We start from the raw sequence: 21,241 nt of genomic DNA, 5'->3' as shown, positions 1-21,241 counted from the left end.
ATTTTCAATAACAGGCAGGATGCCTGTTCCACAAGAGAATTGATGGTTTGTGGAACAGGCATCTTGCCTGTTCCTAATTTTCAATAACAGGCAGGATGCCTGTTCCACAAGAAAATTGATGGTTTGTGGAACAGGCATCTTGCCTGTTCCTAATTTTCAATAACAGGCAGGATGCCTGTTCCACAAGAGAATTGATGGTTTGTGGAACAGGCATCTTGCCTGTTCCTAACTATTCGGTAACTACAAACTGTTACCTGTCAGCGCTGGGCGAGAATCTTTTTTGCGAAATTGCAAAGTGTTATTTTCGCAGTCGATCGCAATTGTATCACCCTCCACAAACGCATTTTCCAGAATCTTGTTAGCCAGCGGGTTTTCCAGCTCCCGCTGGATAGCGCGTTTCAAGGGACGAGCGCCGTAAACCGGGTCGTAACCAACATCTGTGATATGGTTTTTCGCCGCATCCGACAGTTCCAAAGTAATTTTTTGCTCGGCCAACAAACGCTCGATCCGCTTCACTTGAATGCTGACAATTTGCCGCAATTCGACCTTGCTCAAAGTGTGGAACAAAATTATCTCGTCCACCCGATTGAGAAATTCGGGCCGGAAGTGCGATCGCAGCGCTGTCATCACCCGTTTTAACATCTGTTCGTACTCTTGGTCTGTCTCCCGGTCTTGAGTCAATAAATTTTCATTTTCGCTCTTGTTTTCAGTCTTGTTTTCACTCTTACTTACACTATCAACCTCAACTCGCTGGGCCGACACCTCAACAGTACCATCGGCAGCCACTTTATAATCTGTCTTTTGACTTGACAAATCTTTCGTTTCCTGCTTCCGGCTAGCAGGTTTTTTGACGGTTTTTTCCTTCTTAGTAAACACGTCTAAAATGTGGTCGCTGCCGATATTGCTAGTCATCACAATTACGGTATTTCTAAAGTCAACCACTCGACCTTGAGAATCGGTAATTCTGCCGTCATCCAACACTTGCAGCAAAATGTTAAATACGTCCGGGTGCGCTTTTTCCACTTCGTCAAACAGCACTACCGAATAAGGATGTCTCCGCACTGCTTCCGAAAGTTGTCCCCCTTCATCGTAACCGACATATCCGGGAGGAGCTCCTACCAACCGAGAAACGCTGTGCTTCTCCATGTATTCCGACATATCGATGCGGACGATCGCATCATCGCTGTCAAACAAAAACTCCGCCAACGCCCGCGCTAACTCAGTTTTTCCCACGCCTGTGGGGCCCATAAACAAGAAAGAGCCGATCGGCCTCCCCGGATCTTTCATCCCCGCCCTAGCGCGCCGAATTGCCGCCGCCACGGCTGTTACAGCTTCCTCTTGACCGATAACTTTTTGGTGCAAGTGTTTTTCCAATTGCAGCAATTTTTGGCGTTCTGATTCTAACAACCGATTAACCGGAATGCCCGTCCATTTAGCGACAATTTCCGCAATATCGCCCTCAGTAACTTTTTCCCGCAGCAGGGAAGAACCTTGAGCTTGCTGTTTCAAAAGTTCCGCTTCTTTGGCTTCGCGATCGCGCACCGCAGTTTCCAACTTGCCATACTTTAACTGTGCGGCTTTATTCAAATCGTAAGCCCTTTCTGCTTGTTCGATTTGGACTCGCAGTTGGTCTTCTTCTGCTTTCAATTTATTGATTGCATCCAACAACTGCTTTTCGCCCAACCACTGAGAGGACAATTTTTCCTGCTTAACTTTTAAAATGTCAATCTCAGAGGTGATGCGTTCGACGCGGAAGCCGAGCCCAGGGGCTAGAGCACCTTTGCCTTCGCCCTCGATCGACAATTTTTCCATTTCCAACTGCATCACCCGGCGGTCAATGCCTTCCAATTCCACAGGTTTAGAAGTAATCTCCATTTTCAAGTGGGCGGCTGCTTCATCTACAAGGTCGATCGCCTTGTCCGGCAAAAAGCGATCGGAAATATAGCGAAAAGACAGAGTTGCAGCAGCTACCAGGGCCGAATCAGTAATTTTTACCCCGTGGTGGCGTTCGTAACGGTCTTTCAATCCGCGCAAAATCGAAACAGTATCTTCAACGCTGGGTTCGCCGACAAATACTTGTTGAAAGCGGCGTTCCAGTGCAGGATCTTTTTCAATATTCTTGCGGAATTCGTCAAGAGTTGTAGCGCCGATGCAGCGCAATTCGCCTCTCGCCAACATGGGTTTTAACAAATTTCCCGCATCCATTCCCGAACCGGAACTGCCACCGCCACCGGTGCCGACAACCGTGTGCAATTCGTCAATAAATAGGACAATTTGCCCGTCGGAATCGATAACTTCCCGCAGAACAGATCGCAATCGTTCTTCAAATTCGCCCCGGAATTTTGCCCCAGCAATTAAACTGCCCATGTCGAGGCTAAATAGCTGGCGATTTTTCAAAGATTCGGGTACGTCGCCGTTGACAATTCGTTGGGCTAAACCTTCGGCGATCGCAGTTTTTCCGACTCCGGGATCGCCAATTAACACCGGATTGTTTTTTTGGCGGCGGGAAAGAACTTGTACCACGCGGCGGATTTCCTCGTCGCGGCCGATTACTGGGTCGAGTTTGCCGGCTTTGGCGGCTTCTGTCAAATCGCGGCCGTACTTGCTGAGGGCGTCGGAGTTAGCTTCGCCATCTTGATCTTGGGCTTTAGCGTTGCTGCGGCTGCCTTTTCCCGTTTCGGAATTTTTTTCTTGGGCTTTAGCAGTGGCGCGGAAAGATTTGATGGCTTCTTCGAGTTTTGGTCGATCGAGTGTACCGGCTGGGGGTTTGCGATCGTAACCGGGGCGACCCGGCGGGCCGTCGCCTTTTGTCAGCAACCTGCGGCCGACTCGTTCGTCTTCTACTAAGCCAATTAATAAATGTTCAACGGCGATAAAATTATCTTGCCAAGTCGCCCTGGTGGCCTCGGCAACATCTAACATAACTTCTAAGCCGCGACCGAGGTATAGTTGGTCAGCGTTGGCAACTCTGGGCTGTCGTTTGGCAAAAGCATCTAACTGCTGGGCCAAGCGGGGGGCATCGACTCCAGCTTTGCTGAGAATGCTGTTTGCCTGCCCTTGCTGTTCGAGAAGGGCGATGGCTAAATGTTCAACCTCTAGCTGCTGATTGGCAAAGCGGCGGGCGACATCCTGGGATTTGACAATGGCTTCCCAGGCTTGATCTGTAAATTTGCTAGGGTCTGTTGGCTGCACGTTGGTTCCTCGCAATCAAGGGGATTCCTGTTGTTATCCGTTAATACATCGTCTCACAACCATCATAATCTTTAAACAGGATTATGAATTTATGAGTGCGGTTAACTAGGGCGGAAGTTGTGGCCTAATTGACCTGTTGCAAAAGCTTACAGTTCACAATCCTCCCGAAATTTGGTGCGGTCAGACCTACTGTGGCGATTCCCTTCGGGATAGCTTCCCTCGCCCGTACTTATAAAAATATTGCCAGAAACAAGATTTTTTATCTGCTGAGACTTATGCTATTTCCCACTTACCAATTTCTAGTTTTTTTCCTAATTATTTTTAGCCTGATCGTCTCTGTGAAACCCCAAGTCGATTTGTATAAAATTGTCTTGTTAGTTTCCAGTTTATTATTTTATTCCTTTTGGAGTTTTGACTTTCTCTTGCTCCTCGTTTTCTCTACATTTTCTAATTATATCATTCTCCGGGTTCTCTGCAACAGTAAGTATAAAAAACTTGCTTTAATCTCCGGCTTAGTTTTCAACATTGGCTATCTCGGCATCTTTAAATATTGCAACTTCTTTGTAACTTCCTTATTTGAGGTACTGAACCAGCTACAAATTCCAGCCAACTTTCCAGTTTTGCAAATAATCGCCCCCGTCGGCGTGTCGTTCTACACTTTTAGAATGATTTCTCATTTAATCGACTGCTACCAGCAAAAAATCCCTTGTCCGAATTTTGTAGACTATGCCGCCTACATTACCTATTTTCCGCAAATTGCCTCCGGGCCAATCTCGCGAGCTCGCGAATTTTACTGCCAGCTAAATTCACCGAAAAAATACGACTATCAAATTGAAGAAGTTATAGTTTTGATTTTGTCGGGACTCTTCAAAAAATATACTTTAGCCAGCTTTTTGTTTAACTTCACTGACTTGCCCTTCAAAGTTCCCCAGCAGTACAGCAGCATCGATTTAATCCTCGCGGCAATTTCCTATTCCTGTTTAATTTACGTAGATTTCAGCGGCTACTCGGATTTAGCCAACGGCATCTCCTGTTTGCTCGGTTTCCAACCCATTGCCAACTTTAATATGCCATACCGATCGCTCAGCCTGCAAGAATTTTGGAAAAGGTGGCACATCAGTCTTTCCGAGTGGCTGAGGGATTACGTTTACTTTCCCTTTGGCGGCAACAAATACGGCAAGTTGAGGAAGTACGTAAATTTACTGATGACAATGGCGATCGGTGGATTGTGGCACGGCGCAGGTTTAAACTTTATTTTCTGGGGAGCAATTCACGGTTTAGGATTAATTGTCAACCATTTATGTAAAGATATCCCCCAAGCTATCCACTTTAAATTAGACTATGCCTTTCCCCGATTTTCTAAATTTTGCAGTTGGCTGTTAACATTTAGTTTTGTTACTTGTAGTTGGGTATTTTTCGGCACTCCCAACTGGGAAACTGCGGTGAGTTTTTTTGAAGGAATTGTCAATCCTGCTGTAGCCACTTTTCAATTTAACTTTTGGCAATTGTATTTAGTAATTGCAGTCATTGGCGCGATCAACTTGTGGGGCGATCGCATCTCCCAACTATTGCAAACAGTATTGTCATTAAAAAACATTTTCTTTCGGGTTGTCTTAGTTTCGCTGCTCGTCTATACTATCTTGATGTTGGGGCCTAGTACCGTTCCGCCTTTTATTTACTTTAATTTCTAATAAATATGAAAGACCGGGAAATTTTGCTGATTGTTACTTCTGTCATTCTCACGTTAATATTTTCAAACTTATCATTATTTCTAAAAAGCTTTGCTTCAACTCCTTTCGCCAGTCCAGAAATCAAAGAAGCAGCGCGCCTGATCGAAATAGATGGTTTCAGAAAATCAGAACAAGATTTTTGGAGCAAAATTAAAGATATTAACTTCGATAGCCTCCCCCAAGAACCAGAAATTCCTCCAGTCAAAACCGAAACAAAAGCGGCCGTTGAACCCCCAAAGCCTGCTAATGCTAAAAAACCCACCCCTGCTAAAAAACCAACCCCAGCTAAACCCAAACTAACCCGACCTTATCGCAGATTTTTATTTATTGGAGATTCCGTAATGTTCGACTTAGGAATTCAACTCCAGTACACTCTTAAGAAAAAATACAATATCGCCGATACGAAAATTGACTACAAGGTATCGACCGGCTTAAATCGGATAGATTATTATGACTGGTATGCCAGAACTCGCCAAATTATTAATAATTACCAGCCGGATGTAGTGATAGTTTTGTTTGGAACCAATGACCGTCAAAATATCATTGATTCTCAAGGAAAAGGCCGGGCTGTTATGACGAAAGAATGGCAAAAAGCTTATCAAGAAAGAGTTGAAAGATATGCCAAGTTACTTGATTCGTCATCCGTGAGAAAAGTGTATTGGGTCGGTCAATCGCTACCTAACAAGTCTTCGTATCTCAAAGCTTTTCCCATTATGAACGATATTTATAAAAGTGCCAGCAAATCTTCATCCAAAATCGAATTTATTTCTACTTGGGACACTTTTGCACAAGCAGGAAGATTTGTGCCAGTAGTTGCTAATAAATCGGGGAAGCGAGGCTATGTAAAAAATAATGACGGGTTGCACTTTACCTCCCACGGAGCTCTGATTATCAGCGACTTAATCGTTGACGAAATGGTCAGGGACAAAATCTTAAAACTTCCGACAAAGAAATGACTATAGTAGGTTGGGTTTTCTGACCAAACCTAAAATTGTGACTTTTGATCGATTAGTGCAAAATTATATATTGAGTTCGGGACGCAAATTAGCATTGCTCAACCCGGTTTATCAGAAAAATCTGGGCTTTATTTAGGAAAAATTTACTCGTGAAACCGGGTTTATAACTCCCTAGGCCTCCCGGACTAATATTGACAAAAAGCAGCAGTAAATGTAATGCTGAATTCAGCATCAAACAACGCCGTCCATATCTAGTAATTGTCCGGGCGACAAATTATGACGAGCAATCTGTGGAAACTCGATCGCCCTAGCATCCCTGAGTCAAAGGGGTGCAGCGGCATAGCGGTAGTCTTCACTCTCACTAAATATACTCAACCTTGGCAAAGAATAAACCTAATTGAAAAAATCCTGCAACAGTGCGGCATCGAGCCTTTTGCTGAAGTTGTGGGCGTACCGAAAAGCAGAATATTTAGAGAAAATATACCGGAATCCGTCAGAAAACCCCATCCGAATTTACTGTTTCGCGCTTTGGCAATTCAGGCATTGGGGAAGGTGCGAGAGGGGCACAGATCAAGTGAGAGAACGCCTAGCTCAAGTGATTTTAGCAAAAATCTGCTGGCGGCGCTAGAACAGGAAGCGCTAGGGGGATCGACTCCTTTAATTCGGTGGTCTGCGGCTGTTAGTATTAAGTCAATTTGGTTGGATGAAGCAGGGCAACGACAAGGCAAGGAAGGTGCTGTCAATGTCACAATCAATGCGGGGGAAATTGAGCGGCGGGTTGTAGAAGAGCAAATTAAAGTGTTAACAAGCAACAAATTTGCTTTGGAGGACAGCAGCAGAAATGACAGCCACAAGGAATATGAGAATTGTCTCGATTTTTGGGTGTACGGGCCTAGCTGGCTGCTGCCGAGTCTGTCAATGGATTGCGACGAATATCTGTTTTGGATCGATCGAGTATTTGCGGCGATCGCACTTAGGGGCCCGTACAAATTGAGTGCCGAAAACGATGCAGCGGTAACAAACTTTTTGGAAGTTGCAGAAAATAATTTTAATGACTTGGAATTCTCCAAAATACTTGCCAAAATTTTTGAGTTCCTGCACCACCCGGAAGCGAGAGTTAAAAATCTAGCTACAATTATTTTAGAACCTTACAAAGACCAGCTAGACCGAAAATCGGCGCAGATTATGACAGCGCTTGTATATAAATTTAATGTAAAATATCAGCCCTTAGAATCTCTGACTCTTCCTGAAATTGAGGAGTACAAAGCGTCACTGTATTTCGGTAAAATGGAAATTGACGACTTGTATGGTGAGGCTTTGTCGCTGTGCGGCGATCGGGATGTCGAACTCGCAAGTTTATTGTCAGCTAAACAAAGGGAATCCCAAAATACTCTAGAGGAGCATATCAACAATCTCAGCAAGTTAGTTAAGTCAATCATAAATTGCCAGAGCTTGTTAGATGCTAATAGAGAACTTTTGTATTTGACTGTAGATCGGCTGGAAAAATGGGATTACACTCTAGACAATAAACTGGCGGCGCACCGTAAAAAAATCCAAAACCTGAGCTTGGATAAAAGGACACCCGAGCAGTGCATAAACCTCGACAATGAACTCAATTATATCAGAGATGCTTTGCAGTATACTGTGTATGAAATCACCTCAAATATTAATAGCCAAATTAGAGAGTTAGAACTTTCTGCGTCCAAAAATAGCAAGACTGCAACAGATATGTTTAAGTGGACGTGGCTATTATTCAGGGTGGGGTTTTCAGTAGGGCTGTTTTTGTATTTATCGGATTTAGTGATTAATTGGATATTCGGGGTCAGCTACACAAGCGAATTTCTAGTTTATTGGACTATTTTATTTAGTGTAATAGTAGTATTTTTGTTAGTATTATCTGTATTTTTTTCGGGGATCGCTGCTTTAGACAAGCGCCGAGAATCTAAATTAATTCCTAAATTTGATAGCTTAAGCCAAATAGGCAGCAGTTTTTCTATATTGTGGCAAAAAATTTATTTGCAACAGTTTGTCCCGTCGGTGCGATCGAATCAGTAGGGTGCGTCAGAACCAGAATTTCAACTTAACTCAAAAAGTTTGTTTCTGACGCACCCTATTAGGACTAGGAGGAGGAACTCTAAGATGCGGTTGTTGCTGCTACTTTCTGGGTGTTGCTACCTTGATTTGCCAGTTGAATTAATTCAACTTTATATCCATCTGGATCTTGCACAAAAGCGATGACTGTTGAACCGTGCTTCATCGGGCCGGGTTCGCGACTAACTTTACCACCGCGAGCTTTAATTTCTTCGCAAGTACCGTAAATGTCGTCAACGCCGATCGCAATATGACCGTAAGCATCCCCCAAATTGTACTCTGTGACGCCCCAGTTGTATGTTAACTCCAAAACTGTAGTGTCTGATTCGTCGCCGTAGCCAACAAAAGCCAGAGTAAATTTACCCTCTGGATACTCTTTTTGCCGCAGTAATTTCATCCCCAGAACCTCGGTGTAAAATTTGAGGGATTCTTCCAGGTTGCCGACTCGGAGCATCGTGTGTAGTAGTTGCATTTAGCTCACTCCAAATTTCTTAAGCTTTCATCTATTTTAGCCATATCTTGCTGGAAAAAACCGCCTCGGCAAAGTTTACCTGGTTTTAGCTGGCTTTTTCCTGAACAAAAACCACCATAATTCTAAACCAATTAAGGTCAATCCGCCTGCTGTTACGCCTATTTTTAAACTTAACGGCTGTTCGATATGCCGAAATTTAGCGGTTGAATTAGCAGGAGGGATTGATATTTGATTCGCTCGAACTCCCGATGCAATTCCGAGCATAATTACTAAACTTCCGAGGCTTCCTAAGATTTGACGTTGGTTCAACATTTTTAATTAAAATTTATCCTAGTTTATGCAAGAGATTTTGGTTAATAAATCGAGGGATTGTGCGCCTTTGCTACCAGGAATTTTAGGGAAACTCCTAATTTAGCCACTAGATTTGGCGTGAAAATTCCGCAACCGCAAAGCATTAGTAAGTACAGAGACTGAACTAAAAGCCATTGCTGCACCGGCAATAATTGGATTTAGCAGCCAGCCAAAAATGGGGTACAAAATACCAGCGGCAATCGGTATGCCAGCGATGTTATAAATAAACGCAAAAAACAGATTTTCGCGAATATTTCGCATGGTGGCGCGGGAAAGTTTAATTGCTGTAACTATGCCTTGCAAATCTCCTGAAATTAAGGTAATGTCGCTGGCTGCGATCGCCACATCGGTGCCGGTGCCGATCGCAATTCCCACGTCTGAAGCTGCCAAAGCCGGTGCATCGTTAATCCCATCTCCCACCATCGCGACAATTTTTCCGCCCCGTTGCAGGGCTTGGATTTGAGCTGCTTTTTGGTGGGGTCTAACTTCGGCAAAAATGCGCGTAATGCCCACGGATTGGGCGATCGACTCCGCAGTCGCGCGGTTGTCCCCCGTCAGCATCGCCACCTCCAAACCGAGTTTTTGAAGTGCTTTCACCGCCTGCGCTGACGATGGTTTGAGGGCATCAGCAATGCCCAGAATTGCCTCTATTTTGCCTTCGGAGGCCATCCAAACAACCGTTTTGCTCGCAGCTTCCAAAGCTCTGGCGCGCAGTTCCAGATATTCAGTATCGCAGCCTAGTTCCTGCATCCACCTCAGCGTTCCCAGGGCGATCGACTTTCCGCCTACAACCCCGCGCACGCCACTCCCGGCGATCGCCTCAAAATCCTTAACATCCGTCAACTTCACCTCTTGAGATTGAGCGTATCTAACAACAGCTTCCCCCAAAGGATGCTCCGAATTTCGCTCTACAGACGCCGCCAATTGCAGCAACTTTAACTCATTGCTATTCTCCGTTCCTTTAATTGTCACAAAATCAGTTACAGTCGGCTTACCTTCGGTGAGAGTTCCAGTTTTATCTAATACGATAATTTGGATTTTATGAGCCAATTCTAAACTCTCGGCTCCTTTAATTAAAATCCCATTTTCTGCACCTTTCCCAGTTCCCACCATCACAGCAGTCGGAGTAGCTAAACCCAAAGCGCAGGGACAGGCAATAATCAGGACTTCCACCATTGTCACTGTGGCTAGAGTGAAGTTTCCCGTTGCGTTAAACCAGATAAGAAAAGTAGCTAAAGCGACGGCAATTACTACAGGAACAAACCAACCAGTCACTTGGTCGGCTAACTTTTGAATCGGTGCTTTTGAACCCTGTGCGTCCTGCACCATCTTGACAATTTGAGCTAAAAATGTATCTTTGCCAACTCTGGTCGCCCGAAACTTGAAACTGCCAGTTTTGTTAATTGTGGCTCCGATAACTTCGTCGCCAAGCTGCTTTTTGACGGGCAAACTTTCTCCCGTAACCATTGCTTCGTCTACCGTCGAAGCACCCTCAATAACATCTCCGTCTACAGGGATTTGCTCTCCCGGCCGCACCTGCACGACATCGCCAATTTCCACTTGGGCGATCGGCACTTCCAACTCTTCCCCGTTGCGAATTATCCGAGCAGTTTTTGCTTGCAAACCCATGAGTTTGCGAATTGCCTCCGAAGTCTCTCCCTTGGCCCGATTTTCTAGGGTTTTCCCCAACAAAATTAAGGCGACAACGCTGGCAGAAACTTCGTAGTAAACGCCATGATTTAAACCTTTGGCTGTGAACAAACCTGGGAAAAATGTCACAAATACAGAATAAAAGTAAGCAGCACTTGTACCCAAAGCAATCAGGGTATCCATTGTCGCCACCCGCCGTTTTAGGGATTTCCAAGCTCCCACATAAAACGATTTGCCGCACCAAAATTGTACGGGTGATGTCAGGATTAATTGCAGCCAATAATTGTGCAGCCACGCGGGAATAAATGGCAGGTGCAAGCCGGTCATCGTCGGAATAGCGCCCACAACCAGCAGGATGCTGATGATACCTGCTGTCCAGAGTTTCCGCTGCAAGTTTTGAGATTCCGATTTGCGATCGGCTTGTTCGGAATCATCCTCTGGCGTCGCCATTTCTTGAAGCGGCAAAGCTTGGTATCCCGCATCATCAACCGCCGATTGAATTGTTTCTAAGTTTGTTTGCTGGGAGTCGTATTGGATGGTTGCTTGTTCCATCCCAAAATTGACATGACACTCAATTACGCCGGGAACAGATTGAATTGCTTGTTCGATAGATGAAGCACAAGAAGCACAACTCATGCCCCGCAATTTAAGTGTGAGATTGTCCATAGATGCCATCCTCAATGAGACATTTACCCTTTGTCTTTAAATAGTTGGATAGCCCGCCGATGCGATCGCTTCCCTAACTTCACTTTCCGACTTAGCGGTTTGAATCGTGACCAATTTTGTCTTGAGATCGGCCTCAACCTTTGAGGCTGAGTCAATGGCTTGGACTGCTTTTGTGATTGTAGTCGCACAAGCAGAACAAGCCATTTTAGGAACTTTTAGCTGTAAAGTCATAATTTGAACCTCAGCAGAAACTACTCTGCTCAATCAATGAATTAACTCTATTATAAAGTCTCCAGTCCACAGGAGAGTCAAGGGGAATTGCAAAATAAATCAGGAATTATGAAAAAAGTGGTTTGACACGCTACCCATAGGGGTAAGGCGCGCACTGTGCACCCTACATAATTAGGTTGTGAGTTCTGTAAATCTTAACTTTGAGTGCGATCGACGGCACAGAAATAATTCTTTACAAGTTTGCCACAAAAATTTCATCCTAATTTCATTTATATATGAAAAACTGAAAATAAATGGCAGTTTTAAGGATATAAGCTCTATGAAACCAATTTCGTTGAAAACAGGCTTTGCAGCGCTGATGTTGACCGCCACAGCCGCTTTTACCAGTGGAGTGCTTGCAGCTTGTTCAAAAGCCCCTTCCAGTGAAACTCCCGCCCCAAATGTTACGGCTGCAACCGAAGCAAACAACAAGCAAGACGTGGCACAAGGCGGTGGCATGGGTGGCATGAATCATGGCATGAATCACGATATGTCAATGGATTTAGGCCCTGCTGATGCCGATTACGATTTGCGGTTTATTGATGGCATGACAGTACACCATCAAGGTGCTGTAAAAATGGCTCAAGATGTGCTTAAACAATCCAAACGCCCGGAAATGAAAAAACTTGCCACTGATATAATTGCTGCTCAAAACCGCGAAATCAATCAAATGAAAGAGTGGCGAAAAACTTGGTATCCCAAAGCCAGCAGTACCCCGATGGCTTATCACGCCCCAATGGGTCACATGATGGCCATGACTCCCGAACAAATGCAAAGCATGATGATGAGCATGGATTTAGGGGCCGCTGACGACCAATTTGACTTGCGATTTATCAATGCGATGATTCCTCACCACGAAGGAGCTTTAGTGATGGCCCAAGATGCTTTGAAGAAGTCAAAACGCCCGGAAATGAAGAAATTGTCTCAAGAAATTCTGACTTCGCAAAAGCAAGAAATTGAGCAAATGAAACAGTGGCGGCAAGCTTGGTACAAAAAGTAATTTAGCTCACCTCAACAAAACGTGACCCTAATCCCAAAAATGAGTGACATTAATCACACTCGCTCAAGAGTTCCGAAAATACTTGCTTCACAAAAGCAAGAAATTGAGCAAAGGAAAAAGTGGCGACAGCCTTGGTAGACAAAGTAATGTAGCTCGACTGTGGCTGTCAGCATTTGTCTGACTCCACCTCAGTTCCCTGAGAGTGCCTACACATACTATAGATAACTGAGCCGCCCTACCTCTAAAGTAGTAGAAAGTTACGTAAAAATACTGAAGACAATTGCTTGGCCCTACGTCTAAAGTAGTAGGTAGCTCAGCAAAAAGCTATATAGAGGGGGTAGGGTCATGATCTTGAACAGCTTGGAATTAACCACAACTGATAAATCAAATGCAGCCGTAGATGAGGTAGTGAGCGCATTGACAAACGAAATTGCAGCGCGAGCAGAGATAAAAAAACCGGAAAAAAATCTACAGCAAAATCGCTTGTCATTAGGCGAAACTTATCTTCGTATTTTAGAAGCTGGTGGGCATCTGGGCTGCTGACGCGAAATTTCATCCTAATTTCATTTGCTCGTGAAATACTAGGTTTAGTAGAGCATTTCTAGCTCTCGGTCATTGCTTAGCGGTCGCTTCTTGGAAAATGCTAATAAGTAACTTTACTTAATGGGTATCACTTACTTACCTTGGCAAAATACCAACTGCTAAACCTGTGGCACTAAACCTGATTTCAAGGACAATGCCAACGATGATATTCCACAAATATGCTCAATATCGGGCAATTATTAGCAGATTTTCTGGAACGTTGTTCAGCCTAATTTTGCTAAGTTCTCCGGCCGCTGTTTTTGCCCACGCTGGCCACGGAAATGAATTTCACCAAAGCAGCGAAACACCTCAAACTCCTGCTGCTATTTCTGTGGATGCCGAAACAGCAAAACGGTTAGGAATTAAAATCTCCCCTGCCGCCCGCCAGAGACTAGATATCGGCATCAAAACCACAGGACAAATTGAAACTTTGCCCAACCAAAAAGTAGAAGTAACGGCTCCTGTTGCTGGCAAAGTAGTAGAGTTACTGGTTAAGCCTGGGGACAAAGTATCAAAAGGTCAACCCGTTGCGGTTTTATCGAGTTCAGAATTAGGACAGTTGCGGGTTGAATCTCTCTCGAAACGTGCCGAAGCTGAGGCAGATTTGCAGCAAGCGGAAGGCGATCTCAAATTAGCACGAGAAAATTACGATCGCCAAAGTCAAATATCCGCAGCAGAAATCGCCCAAGCCCAAACCCAGTTGACAGCGGTAACTAAGCAGTACCAGCAAGAACAAGAATTAGTAAATAATCGTTCCGTGGTGCAAGCAGCTCAAGAAAACTATCAACGTCAAGTTGAAATAGCGCAAGCCGAAATAGCGCGGGCAGAAACAGAATTAACTATTGCTAAAGAACAGTTCGATCGCGACAAAGAATTAGCGGCATCTGGGGCGATCGCGCGGCGCACAATGCTGGAATCGCAAGCCCACTTTGCCGAAGCAAAAGCCGCTGTTGCTAAGGCAAAAAGCCGTCCTGAAGTTATCAAAGCCGAAACCGAAATTAAACAAGCCGAAGTAGACCTCCCAATGCGGGAATTGCGGGAATCTCAAGGCAGAGTCGCAGAAGCAAAAGCTCAACTTACCAGAGCTCAGAGCCGCCGGGAAGTCCTAGAAGCCGAGAACCAAGTCAAACGCGGCAAAACTGCCGTCGAAGTTGCTCAATCGCGCATTCGCTTGGCTGACGCAGCCTATCAAGCGCGACTGCAACAATTAGGAACTGTTGCCAACGATCGAGGACTCGTTACCGTAGTTGCTCCGATTTCGGGCACGGTAGCCGATCGCTTCATCACCCCAGGAGAGTCAGTAAACGCTGAAAAACCGTTGATGAGTCTCTTAAATGACAGCCGCGTTTTTGCCACAGCCAATATTTACGAAAAAGACCTGAATCAAGTAAAAAAGGGTCAGGAAGTCAGGGTAAAAGTCGCTAATTTACCCGATCGCACTTTCAAGGGAAAAATCGCCTTAATTGGGTCATCCGTGGAAGGAGAAACGCGGGTGGTGCCGGTGAAAGCAGAACTAGATAATATTAACGGCGAATTAAAGCCCGGACTATTTGCGGAGTTGGAGATTTTAACCGACAAAACTGCAACAAATATTTTAGCAATTCCGAGTGCGGCGGTAGTGGATGTTAGCGGTAAAAAAACCGTTTACGTCCAAAATGGCGATGCTTATCAAGCTGTTGAAATTGAACTCGGTCAAACCGCCGGAGATTTAGTTGAAGTTAAGAGGGGTTTATTCGAGGGAGATTTGATAGTAACGCAGCGAGCACCTCAACTTTACGCTCAATCTTTGCGGGGCGGCGGCAATAAACACTCAGAATACGAGGAAAAGAAAGAGACATCTCCAAAGGTACCAGAGGTTAATTTTAATAATTTACCCGTGTCTTTATGGTGGGCGGGAATAGGGGGAGGAGTTGCGATCGCATCTCTGACTTTCACAGCCGGCGTGTTGTGGGGAAATCGGCGCAAATTGCCAGCAATAGCAGCGGATTCTGGAAACAATGCCGGAAACAATAGTTTTTCCGCCTCTGCATCGGCGTTGGACAATGAATTGCTGTTACACAATAACAACCATCACGTTAAAACTCAAGAGGCAGAAGTCAAGAGTTTGAAGTAACAGCACGACACGGAAGTCACGGATATACGGATAGTTGTTTTTATCAATGCCCAATTCCCAATTCCCAATTCCCAATTCCCAAATTATTAAATGTTCAGCACAATTCTTAGATGGGTAATTAACCGCCGCTGGCTAGTCGTTATCGCCACCATTATTGTTAGTTTTTGGACATTATATATCATCCCCCAAATGTCCCTTGATGTCTTCCCTTCTTTTGCACCCCCGCAAGTCGAAATTCAGACGGAAGCACCGGGGCTCGCGCCGGAAGAAATCGAGTCTTTAGTAACACTACCGATCGAAAGTGCAATTAATGGAACTCCTGGGGTGACAGCAGTGCGATCGTCTTCGGCTGTGGGCCTTTCTGCGGTTAAGGTAATCTTTGATTGGGGCACTGAAATTTATCAAGCGCGCCAGTTGATAACAGAACGGTTACAGCAAGCGCAAAGCAAACTGCCCGCCGGAGTAGAAACACCGCAAATTTCTCCTACAACTTCTCCTGTCGGCCTTGTTATTACCTATGCTTTTACCTCAGAAACTACTCCTTTGATGGAAGTGCGCCGTCTGGTTGATTGGCAAGTCACAAATCGGCTTTTAGCAGTGACTGGGGTTGCTCAAGTGGTGGCTTACGGAGGCGAAGAAAGGCAGTATCAAGTATTAGTAGAACCTGCAAAATTGAAAGCTTTTAATGTGTCGTTGCAGCAAGTGGCAGAAGCGGCGGCGGCTGCGAATGTTAACGCGCCGGGGGGGTATTTAATTACACCGGATAAAGAAACTTTAATCCGGGGGGTGGGGCGGATTGAGTCTGTGGAAGATTTGAAGCAATCTGCGATCGCCTCTCGTCAGGGAACAGCCGTCAGAATTGCTGATGTAGCTGATGTCAAGATTGGTGCTGCAATCAAGCGGGGCGATGGCAGTTTTAACGGCAAAAAAGCTGTGATTGTGATGGTAAACAGACAGCCAGTTGCTGATACTCCGACGGTAACGAAAGCGGTTGAGGCAGCAATGGCTGAGGTGCAGCAAGCTCTGCCCAAAGATATCAAAGTTACTGTGACTTTTCGACAGGAAGAATATATTAATTCCTCGGTGGAGAATGTGCGATCGGCTTTAGTTGAAGGCAGTATTATCGTCACCCTTATTCTCATCCCGTTTTTGATGAATTGGCGCACTCTGGCGGTTGTTTTGCTAGATTTCTTTCTGACTTGGCTGTTGGCGCTGCTGGCGATGTATTGGCTGGGGCTGGGGCTGAATACGATGACTTTGGGGGGTTTGTCGGTGGCGATCGGCACTGCGATCGACGATGCGATCGTCTATGCCGAAAATACCTACCGCAATTTGAGAGAAAATGCGTCTTCTCTTCATCCTCGCCCGGTGATGGATGTGATTTTTGATGGCAGTCAAGAGGTGCGCGATTCGTTAATTGGAGCGACAGTAATTGGGATTGTGGTGTTTTCTCCAATTTTTACTTTGCCCGGTGTAGAAGGTCGGATTTTTACGCCGATGGGGATTACTTATCTGGTAGTTGTTGTGATTTCTAGTCTGGAGTCGCTGTTAATATCTCCGGCCCTTTGTGCTATATTGTTGCCTACCAAACGCATGAGTTCCGAGGAACCTTGGCTGCCGAGGTTTTGCAAGCGCGTCTATCATTTTTTTATACAATTGTCAATGCGATTTTCGGGGATTATTTTAGTTTTAGCTGCTGCTAGCATGGTGGCTGCATTAATTATTTTGCCTTCCTTTGGACGGGTGTTTTTGCCGGAGTTTCAGGAGCAAACTTTGGTGAATACTATTATGCTTTATCCGGGGGTGTCTTTGGAGACAACAGATAGCGCGGCTTTTGCTATTGAAGATGCTCTTAAGGATGATAGCAGGTTTCAATATGTGCAAGTGCGATCGGGCAGAGCTCCGGGTGATGCTGATGCTGCGGGTGTCAATTTAGCTCACATTGATATCGGTTTGAGCGAGGAGGGCATGAAAAACAGGCCGAAAACTTTGGAAGCACTGCGGCAGGAGTTTGGTAAATTGCCGGGAGTTGCACCCAATATCGGCGGTTTTATTTCTCACCGGATGGACGAGGTTTTATCTGGTGTCAGAAGTCAGATTGCTGTCAAAATCTTTGGCCCGGATTTGGATCAACTTCGCAGCATCGGTGCCCAAGTTGAAGAGCAAATGAAAACCGTGGAAGGCATTGTGGATTTGCAACTCGAACCCCAGGTGCCAGTGCAACAAATTCAAATTAAGTTTAACCGTCAAGCTGCGGGTAGATACGGTTTGAAAATCGGAGAGCTTTCTGAAATAATTGAAACAGCTTTGAATGGCAAGGTTGTTTCTCAAGTTTTGGAGGTGCAGCAAACTTTTGATTTAGTTGTTTGGTTGCAGCCGGAAGCCCGAAATAACTTAGAAAATATTCAGAATTTGTTGGTTGATACTCCAAGCGGTAACAAGATTCCCCTCGCCCAAGTTGCGACTGTTAAATACGGTACGGGCCCCAATACGATTAACCGCGAGAATGTTTCCCGCTTGATTGTGGCGGCGGCTAATGCTAAAGGTCGAGATTTGCGATCGGTTGTGAATGAAATTCAAGCTAAAGTTAAACGAGAGGTGCAGTTGCCTTTTGGCTATTTTATCCAGTACGGCGGTCAATTTGAAGCCGAACAAAGAGCTTCGCAAAATATTATGGTATTTAGTGCGATCGCCTTTTTGGTAATTACAGTATTGATGTACTTGTCCGTCAAGTCGATCGCTTCAACTGCTATGATTATGATTAATTTGCCGATCGGATTAGTAGGAGGAGTAATTGCGGTAGCTTTTACTGGCGGCATCATCTCTGTAGCTTCCCTGGTTGGCTTTGTCACATTATTCGGCGTTGCTACCCGTAACGGCTTGCTTTTAGTAGACAACTACAACACTAAATTTGCTGAAGGACTGCCTTTTAAGGAAGCAATTATTAAAGGTTCGATGGAACGGCTCAACGCCATCTTAATGACCGCTTTAACTTCAGCTTTGGGTTTAGCACCTTTAGTATTTGAAGGCGGGGCTGGCAAGGAAATTTTGCAACCGCTGTCAGTCGTAGTTTTAGGAGGGTTATTTACTTCTACAGCCTTGACTCTGTTAGTTTTACCAGCTTTGTATGCTCAATTTGGGCATTTTTTACGACCTCAACAACCTCAGCCAGTTATTGAAGACGGCAAGGTAGTTAATGTGTGATATTTTCTAATTATTGTCAGTCAGCAAGGAGTTAAACCAATGAAATCGCTCAAGTCAAATTTAATTGTTCTAGGTAGTGTCGGATTGATGTTTTTGGGAGCTTGTAGTCAAGGCGACCAAGCAAGCGATGCAAATACCACTCCCGCATCTCCTCCTGTCGCCTCTCAACCTGCGTCTTCGCCTCCCGCCACTGCTCCTGCAACAGCAACTCAAGGGGGGCAAGTTGTAAAGTCGGGAGCTTACTATTTAGAGTTTGTACCGGAAAAAGAAGCTACCGGAACTCATTTAGATTTATTTTTGCAAAAAGGGGAGAAAAAGGAACCAGTTCCTAACGCCAAAGTGACGGCTCAAGTGCAGTTGCCGAATGGAAAGCAGCAAACCCTAGCTCTCAAGTATGATGCTGAGGGCAAACATTACGCTGTGTTGTTTCCCGGCAATGAACCCGGTCAGTATCCAGTGAAAGTGACTGCGGATATTAACGGCGAAAAAGTTGACGGTCGTTTTACCTTCAGTCAATAGATAGCTGATTTCCTAATGCGCTCTAAGAAGTTAGGGGCGCATTAGTTATTAGCAAGAAACAACTGCCTCTTGCATTTCGACTACAAAGCCGATCGCTTTTCGATCGCACTTTATTTACTATTTCGTTACCTGTGTTTTTTTGAATGGGAAAAACACTCGACCAGCTAAACTTTGAAAGTAGAGGCCACCGATGGTAATTAAAAAGCCGAAATAAGCCATGCCCTGCACTAAATAAAGCTTATCCGTGTAGCCAAACAGCGCACTCAACAACAAACCGGGAAACTTTTCTTCGGGAAGCAGTTTCGAGGTATTCCAGACCATTGGCCCGAGAATGCAAGAGTGGATTTTAGTAAATCTTTCGTAATAGAAACACAGTGCTGCTGATTCGCGATTTGCTTGCGATAAAATATTCACCGCACTGTCAAATAATCCCAAAGTAGATACCACTAAACCCGCTACAATGAAGAGCAATAAAATGCCCATATATTTAAAAAACAGGCGGATATTAATTTTGACTCCCCATTTAAACAGCAGCACACCAAGTGCGGTGGCTGAGAGAATGCCCGCCAAAGCGCCGAGGGCTGGAATAATCCCTTGTTGAAACTTCGCGACGACAAACAAAACAGTTTCAAACCCTTCGCGCAAAACGGCAATAAAAACTAAACTAAATACGCCCCAACCGGCATGAGAGTTTTGCGTTAAGGCGGCACTCACAGCGCCTTCGACTTCGGCTTTCATAAATCGCGCTTGCTTGGTCATCCAAATCAGCATCCAACTCAGCATTGCTATTGCTATAACCCCAAAGGTTGCTTCTAGCAGCGACTCCATAATCGGTGCAAAAGGCTGATTGGATGCGGACAAAATTTGCATAGTCCAGCCGAAAAGTACACCTATCAAAGCGCTGGCAATAAGTCCAACCCCAACACCGCCGAAAACCCAAGGACTTAAATAACTTTGTCCTGATTTTTTGAGGCAAGCGAGAACGATGCCGACAACTAAGGCGGCTTCGACTCCTTCGCGGAGGGTAATTACAAATGTGGGCAATGCTTCGCCAAAATTCATTTTTTTATGGTGGGAATGGGACTGGTTAAGGAGCGAGGTAATTGGCAGATTATTTACCAATTACCGCTCTTGATGAGAGTGATATTTTTAAGATGCGGGTTTGAGAACTTTTTGGCTGTCGCTTTCGATCGCTTTAACTAGCTGGTTGACTTGTTCGGTCGTTTTTACGGGGGCGGAGGGCGCGATCGCAGTTGGCCAATTTGCCTTAAGTTCAGTCATGTTGGCAACAATTGCTTTGTCAATTTCCGGGCTAGTTTTAGCCACTTGCTCGGCAATATCTTTGTACAGGCTTTCCGCGTACATGACAAAACCCCGCGAATCTTGATATTCAATAATTGCGGAAATTTTGCCGTTAGCAACTGCGGCTCCGTATTCGGAATTAGCTGTATCTAGCAAGCCGTTAATCACTTGCAGCACGAATTTCGGATCTTTGCGCTGCGCTTCGGGAAGGGCGGCAATTGCTCCGTCAACTGCTTGCATTGATGTGTCAAATTCTGCTTTCACTTGAGCCGGATCTTTTGCACCCGCTTTAACTAAATCCTGCAATTTAATTAAAGTAGTTTTAAATTCGGGAATTTTACGCTCGTTTAGCTGATCTTCCACATCGGCATAAATTTCTTCGACTGGATGGCCGATGTGAGGTTCGGCCTGGTCGGGTTTGCCTTGATCCAATAGTTCTTGGGCTACGAAAAGATGCCCTTTCATCAAGCCAAGTTTAGTCATGTAGTCTACATCTTTGGGCTCGCCTGTCAGCACCACATTTTCAATAGTTACCAAGTCTTTGATTTGGTCGAATTGGGCTTGAGTAATGACATTTTTAGAGACCAATTCTTCGACTTTCCCGTAAGGGCGGCTGGCTTGAATTTTGTTAGAAAGTGCCGGTACTCCTAACTTGGCTTCGAGTTTATCTAACTCTGAAAGAATGGCAGTATTGATGTTGATGCCGCCTTTGCCGCTGTGAGTCCCGCTGTGACCGCTTGTGGATGCGGGACTGGCTGTAGCAGCAGGTGAGGGTGTGCTGTCGGTGTTGCTGGCTGTGGGCGTGGAAACGCAACCGGTCAGAGCAACGAGGATGGCTGTAGCGGTTGCTGTAGGTAATAAACGATATCTTGCAACATTTGCAGCAACCCTGCTACGGGCGGGCGAGACGCCCACCCCACAAGAAAAGTCATTGTTTGTGGAACAGGCATCTTGCCTGTTCTTGGGGATGCCCACCCCACAAGAAAAGTCATTGTTTGTGGAACAGGCACCTTGCCTGTTCTTAAGAATGGTGCAAGATGTGAGTAATAAACGAAAAGTTGATAACATGGCAGTTGCTAATTTTTACGTTATGTGCATTTGGACTCACAGGTTATTAAGAAATATTCTCAATTATTTGCGAGC

The 21,241-nt window shown here is 45.1% G+C and carries 16 protein-coding genes; 9 read left to right on the top strand and 7 right to left on the bottom strand.

Annotated features, from left to right (window positions below; translation table 11 throughout):
* Positions 1-240: 240 nt before the first annotated feature.
* Entirely contained in the window at positions 241-3,192 is a 2,952-nt protein-coding gene (locus tag QUB11_RS05220) for an AAA family ATPase (RefSeq protein ID WP_333201769.1), read from the bottom strand.
* A gap of 191 nt (positions 3,193-3,383) precedes the next feature.
* Here QUB11_RS05220 and QUB11_RS05215 point away from each other — a divergent pair, with 191 nt between their 5' ends.
* The 3 genes from QUB11_RS05215 to QUB11_RS05205 all read left to right on the top strand — a co-directional run bounded on the left by QUB11_RS05215 (position 3,384) and on the right by QUB11_RS05205 (position 7,933).
* Positions 3,384-4,883 (top strand): MBOAT family O-acyltransferase, encoded by a 1,500-nt coding sequence (locus QUB11_RS05215; RefSeq protein ID WP_333256413.1) that lies wholly within the window; start codon positions 3,384-3,386, stop codon positions 4,881-4,883.
* 5 nt (positions 4,884-4,888) lie between these two features.
* Complete coding sequence (locus tag QUB11_RS05210) at positions 4,889-5,878, top strand: DUF459 domain-containing protein (RefSeq protein WP_333201772.1); 990 nt, start codon at positions 4,889-4,891, stop codon at positions 5,876-5,878.
* A gap of 276 nt (positions 5,879-6,154) precedes the next feature.
* Positions 6,155-7,933: a hypothetical protein gene (locus QUB11_RS05205; protein WP_333201774.1), complete on the top strand. Its 1,779-nt coding sequence runs from the start codon at positions 6,155-6,157 to the stop codon at positions 7,931-7,933.
* A 79-nt stretch (positions 7,934-8,012) separates the two neighbouring features.
* Here the strand turns inward: QUB11_RS05205 and gloA are convergent, their stop codons facing one another.
* From gloA to QUB11_RS05185, 4 genes are all read right to left on the bottom strand, one after another.
* Positions 8,013-8,441, bottom strand: coding sequence for a lactoylglutathione lyase (gene gloA, locus QUB11_RS05200; protein WP_333155201.1), 429 nt, complete (start codon positions 8,439-8,441; stop codon positions 8,013-8,015).
* A 75-nt stretch (positions 8,442-8,516) separates the two neighbouring features.
* Positions 8,517-8,753 (bottom strand): hypothetical protein, encoded by a 237-nt coding sequence (locus QUB11_RS05195; protein ID WP_333201776.1) that lies wholly within the window; start codon positions 8,751-8,753, stop codon positions 8,517-8,519.
* Positions 8,754-8,852: 99 nt separating this feature from the next.
* The gene (locus tag QUB11_RS05190; RefSeq protein ID WP_333201778.1) at positions 8,853-11,108 is read right to left on the bottom strand and encodes a heavy metal translocating P-type ATPase; all 2,256 of its coding nucleotides are present in this window, start codon (positions 11,106-11,108) and stop codon (positions 8,853-8,855) included.
* Between the two features lie 36 nt (positions 11,109-11,144).
* Positions 11,145-11,339, bottom strand: coding sequence for a heavy-metal-associated domain-containing protein (locus QUB11_RS05185; RefSeq protein ID WP_333201780.1), 195 nt, complete (start codon positions 11,337-11,339; stop codon positions 11,145-11,147).
* A gap of 319 nt (positions 11,340-11,658) precedes the next feature.
* Between QUB11_RS05185 and QUB11_RS05180 the strand changes: the two genes are divergently transcribed.
* From QUB11_RS05180 to QUB11_RS05155, 6 genes are all read left to right on the top strand, one after another.
* Positions 11,659-12,378, top strand: coding sequence for a DUF305 domain-containing protein (locus tag QUB11_RS05180; protein ID WP_333201782.1), 720 nt, complete (start codon positions 11,659-11,661; stop codon positions 12,376-12,378).
* Between the two features lie 43 nt (positions 12,379-12,421).
* Positions 12,422-12,559, top strand: coding sequence for a hypothetical protein (locus QUB11_RS05175; protein WP_333201784.1), 138 nt, complete (start codon positions 12,422-12,424; stop codon positions 12,557-12,559).
* 164 nt (positions 12,560-12,723) lie between these two features.
* Entirely contained in the window at positions 12,724-12,921 is a 198-nt protein-coding gene (locus QUB11_RS05170; protein WP_333256410.1) for a hypothetical protein, read from the top strand.
* A gap of 193 nt (positions 12,922-13,114) precedes the next feature.
* On the top strand, positions 13,115-15,073 hold the full coding sequence (locus QUB11_RS05165; RefSeq protein ID WP_445300750.1) for an efflux RND transporter periplasmic adaptor subunit: 1,959 nt from the start codon (positions 13,115-13,117) through the stop codon (positions 15,071-15,073).
* A gap of 90 nt (positions 15,074-15,163) precedes the next feature.
* A complete protein-coding gene (locus QUB11_RS05160; RefSeq protein WP_333201790.1) occupies positions 15,164-18,277 on the top strand; it encodes an efflux RND transporter permease subunit in 3,114 nt (1,037 codons plus the stop codon).
* 39 nt (positions 18,278-18,316) lie between these two features.
* Entirely contained in the window at positions 18,317-18,796 is a 480-nt protein-coding gene (locus QUB11_RS05155; protein WP_333201792.1) for a hypothetical protein, read from the top strand.
* A 117-nt stretch (positions 18,797-18,913) separates the two neighbouring features.
* On the opposite strand, the gene QUB11_RS05150 is transcribed toward QUB11_RS05155, so the two are convergent.
* Entirely contained in the window at positions 18,914-19,858 is a 945-nt protein-coding gene (locus QUB11_RS05150) for an FTR1 family protein (protein ID WP_333201794.1), read from the bottom strand.
* A gap of 87 nt (positions 19,859-19,945) precedes the next feature.
* The gene (locus QUB11_RS05145; protein ID WP_333201796.1) at positions 19,946-21,166 is read right to left on the bottom strand and encodes a helix-hairpin-helix domain-containing protein; all 1,221 of its coding nucleotides are present in this window, start codon (positions 21,164-21,166) and stop codon (positions 19,946-19,948) included.
* Positions 21,167-21,241: the final 75 nt, after the last annotated feature.

The organism is Microcoleus sp. B6-A1, from assembly GCF_036705085.1.
In the GTDB taxonomy this organism is placed as follows: Bacteria; Cyanobacteriota; Cyanobacteriia; order Cyanobacteriales; family Microcoleaceae; genus Microcoleus.
The sequence above is the reverse complement of the archived record's forward strand: the minus strand, read 5'-3'. Positions and strand labels throughout refer to the sequence as shown.